Consider the following 3,604-nt stretch of genomic DNA (forward strand, 5'->3'; position numbering starts at 1 on the left):
TTAATAAGGTATTTTTGTTTAATACTACGATCAAAGTTTAGCAGCAACTAAAAACAGCTTAAAATCTCTTTGTCGGTAGCAACCAGAGCTTATTTGTATAATTCTTTAAGCTTTTTTATTTAATTCAACTTTTAACAACTTCAAATATCTCTGCCAACCATTCTTTAGCAATTTTTTCTCTGTCGTTTTCATTTAATTCAACAATTCCCTGATTTTCTTCACCTGAAATGTCTTTTTGTAGTATAACTGCCATTTCAGCCTGTGTTAATTGGACGTAGGAAGCTAATGTTGATATAGAGTATGTGAAATTAATTGCGTTCCCTGAATTTGCTAGAATAACAGTCCTATTGCTTTTAGTTTTTAAAATTTTATACCCACCATTGTGTCCATAGTGGGGTAATTTGTTGATCATTTGACTATTTTTAAAAGTATCGTCCGCTGAAGTTACAGAAAAGCTATATAAAGTATGTTTCAAATCCAATTTTTTTAGTTGAAGAGTATCAATAGACTTCTCTCCATTAGCTATATACACAATATCAACGTCAATTAGCTCAGTATATATATCATTAGTTATTTGGTACCCATGGGCTAATGCGTTAGCTAATCGTATTGCCCTTTTATCAGCAACTATGACTATTGCACCACGTTTTCTTAAATTACCCGCTATACTGGAGCCAACTTTACCATAGCCAATAACTAGTACTTTCTTGCCTAAAAGCGTCGTTCCATAATCTGCTAAAAAGATTTCGGATTTGACTACAATCTCATGTCCAACCAAAAAATCTTCCTCAATTTTTAAAGAACTTCTTGCCACTGATAGTATTGGGACTGATATTGAATTATTGGACAGCTTATCTTCATACTTTTGGTAGCCATTTTCCGTATCCTCGATTATTTTAACCAATTGACCTTTAAACTGTTTCTGAATGTCACTTAATCTTGGTACAAAATACCCACCAATATCAATAATTGCAAACGTGTCCTGTCCGACAATTTCCTTTATCAAGTTAGGTGTATCAACGCCTGCTAATTCTTTCCTAGAAACATCTAATATTGTACAAGTCTTTGATAAATGTTTAAGGACTTTACGATCAATACTTTTGGGCTTGGGTATAAAGTACACTTCGTAGTGTTCACATAAATAGTCTATAAAATCCAAACTGTTAATCACGGCGTGCTCTACGACAAGGATTTTTTGGGGATCAGACTGCCCTTTATTAAAAAGCGCAGCGACTTTTTCGAAATACGATTTATCTAATAGATACTCATTATGTCTCATCTTTTACACCTGTTTCCATTTGGAATTCAGATAAGAAATCACGCATATACTTTGTTCGACGACTGGCTTCTTGCTTTCCCGTTCTGGTATTCATTGAACTTGCTAATTTCAGTAGCTTTTCATAAAAGTGATTGATGGTTGTACTTTTGTGATGGCGATAATCATCGTGTGTTTTGATTTCCTTCACTGATATTTTGGGATCGTATATTTCCTGTCCAGCGTGCCCGCCGTAAGCAAATGCACGTGCTATGCCGATTGCACCTAGTGCATCAAGTCTATCAGCGTCCTGAACACATTTACCTTCGTTAGAAAGCTGGTAATGGTGTTCAATGTTGTCAGAATATGACATATGTTGGATAATATCTAAAATGTCTTCTCTAGCCGGAGTTGCAATATTCTCATGGCTAAGTATAATTCGTACTTCTCTCAGTCTATTCTTTTTATCTGCAGTGACTTTTTCGTCTATGGTGTCATGCAAATAGCTAGCTGCTTTCACAACATACAGACCAATATCAGTTTCATCTTTTTTAAAATCTTCTGTATATATTTTCTGAGCTAACTTAGCCACTCTTTGGGCATGAAGAAAATCATGCCCAGTTGGATCAAAGGCCATATTTTCTTTAGAAAATGATTTTATATCATCTAAACTCATTACTCTTTATCTCCTTTAATTACTTTATTTCGTAAAGCTATCAAGCATAGAGAAATTGTGAATACGGCAACAAAAAACAAAATCAAGAAATTGATTGCTAACCCCCATTTTGTCCCTGAAATTACACTCCCTTGTTGTTTCTGCAATAAAGAAACAATAGAGGACGATATTGCAATTCCAACTGCTCCTGAATAAGCTTGAACCGTCATATAAATCGAATTACCATCATTTACTAACCCAGCAGGTAATTGAGACAAACTATAGGTCATGATGTTACTGTAGCTAAAGCTCAATCCCACCATAAAAAGCATATATATTAAAACCAGCCCGCCAATACTTGGTGTAAATAGGTTGGCGCCCAAAAAGGTCAGTCCAATGATTATACAGCCACTTATAATGGGTAAGCGGGGTGCAGTTTTATCGTAAATAATACCAGCAACCACCGATAGCACTGCATCAATCACAGCGGCAGGAGCAATTAGAAAACCTACCAAACCAGGTGACTGGGCAAAAAGTATTTGTAGCACATTAGGGATTAAGTATGACATACTCAAAGAACTGAATTGCAATAGAAAAAAAGCACTTAACAACTGCAAAAAGCGTTTGTTTTTAAAGAGACTTAATTCCAACAATTTATGGCTCTTATGCTTCTCATTAAGAAGGAAAAGTAAGCCACTAAAAAAAGCTGTTCCTAGTAAAAATAAATACAATTTAAAAGAGCTACTGTTAGCAGTCAAGTTAACAATAAACATCAACGTCGTTGTCAAAAAAATGGCCAAGAAAATGCCCCCACGGACATCAAAGGGAACGTAATGAACCGGTGAACTTTGTTCAATGCTAAGCTCACCAAGCAGCCAGGTAACCATAATAATTGGTATTAAAATTATAAATAAAAAATGCCAATTGAATGTGTCCTGAATTATGCCACCATATATGGGACCCACTGCTGGTGCAAAGGCAATAACTAAGCTACCTAGCCCCATAAAAGTGCCAACTTTTTTCTTTGGCACTTGATCTAGTATGACAGCAAACATCAACGGTAACGCGATTCCATCAGCAATGCCTTGACATAAGCGGCCTAGCAAAACTAAATTAAAGCTGTTGGAAAAGCTTGCAATCAACGTACCGACTAAAAAGCTTAAGCACGAAACTCTAAATAAAGTTACCACACGAAACCGTCTTAAAAAGAATGAACCCAATGGAATCAAACTAGTTGAGACTAGCATATAACCAGTAGTCAACCATTGAACTTGACTGATAGGTATAGAAAAATACGTTGTTAATTGTGGGAAGGTTATGTTTAACGCTGTTTCAACCACTATTCCTAAAAAGCTTAAAAGACCAATCGAAATTATTGCGCTCAATAGTTTGTTGTGTTTCTCTTGAACCAAGAATTGCACCTTCCAAACACTACATATAGTTTTTATTACATATTATACCACTATATATGGTTCTTAGGCCGTTGCTCCTACATATTTTCAAGAACGAACAATAGTTTCTCTAGCCTTTGAGAAACTACACTTAAAATAGTCGCAAGTCCGTTATAGCCATGCTATAATGTAAACAGAAAAAGGAAGCCCCGCTAGAACAGGGCTTCCCATGTAGAGCCGTTTAAGACGGTGGCAAAGTTTAATAATAGACTTCAAATGTCAAATTAAGTTAGAAATTTTAAT

Annotated in this window: 3 protein-coding genes; all 3 read right to left on the bottom strand. The window is 35.5% G+C overall.

Features of this window, described 5'->3' with window-relative positions; translation table 11 throughout:
* Positions 1–124 precede the first annotated feature (124 nt).
* Genes KGF70_RS16520 through KGF70_RS16530 form a run of 3 tightly spaced genes read right to left on the bottom strand, consistent with a single transcriptional unit; the run spans position 125 to position 3,322 of the window.
* On the bottom strand, positions 125–1,279 hold the full coding sequence (locus KGF70_RS16520) for an S-adenosyl-L-homocysteine hydrolase (protein WP_053339310.1): 1,155 nt from the start codon (positions 1,277–1,279) through the stop codon (positions 125–127).
* Positions 1,269–1,931 carry an HD domain-containing protein gene (locus KGF70_RS16525; protein ID WP_014940864.1) on the bottom strand — a complete coding sequence of 221 codons (663 nt, stop codon included), beginning with the start codon at positions 1,929–1,931 and terminating at the stop codon, positions 1,269–1,271. The genes KGF70_RS16520 and KGF70_RS16525 overlap by 11 nt, the downstream gene beginning before the upstream one ends.
* A complete protein-coding gene (locus KGF70_RS16530) occupies positions 1,931–3,322 on the bottom strand; it encodes an MFS transporter (RefSeq protein WP_041142890.1) in 1,392 nt (463 codons plus the stop codon). The genes KGF70_RS16525 and KGF70_RS16530 overlap by 1 nt, the downstream gene beginning before the upstream one ends.
* Positions 3,323–3,604: the final 282 nt, after the last annotated feature.

The sequence above is a fragment of the Lactiplantibacillus sp. 7.2.4 genome (assembly GCF_018991185.1).
GTDB lineage: Bacteria > Bacillota > Bacilli > Lactobacillales > Lactobacillaceae > Lactiplantibacillus > Lactiplantibacillus pentosus.

Excerpts from the sequence above, each read along its gene's own strand:
- KGF70_RS16520 (WP_053339310.1), bottom strand. The coding sequence starts at position 1,279 with ATGAGACATAATGAGTATCTATTAGATAAATCGTATTTCGAAAAAGTC.
- KGF70_RS16525 (WP_014940864.1), bottom strand. The coding sequence starts at position 1,931 with ATGAGTTTAGATGATATAAAATCATTTTCTAAAGAAAATATGGCCTTT.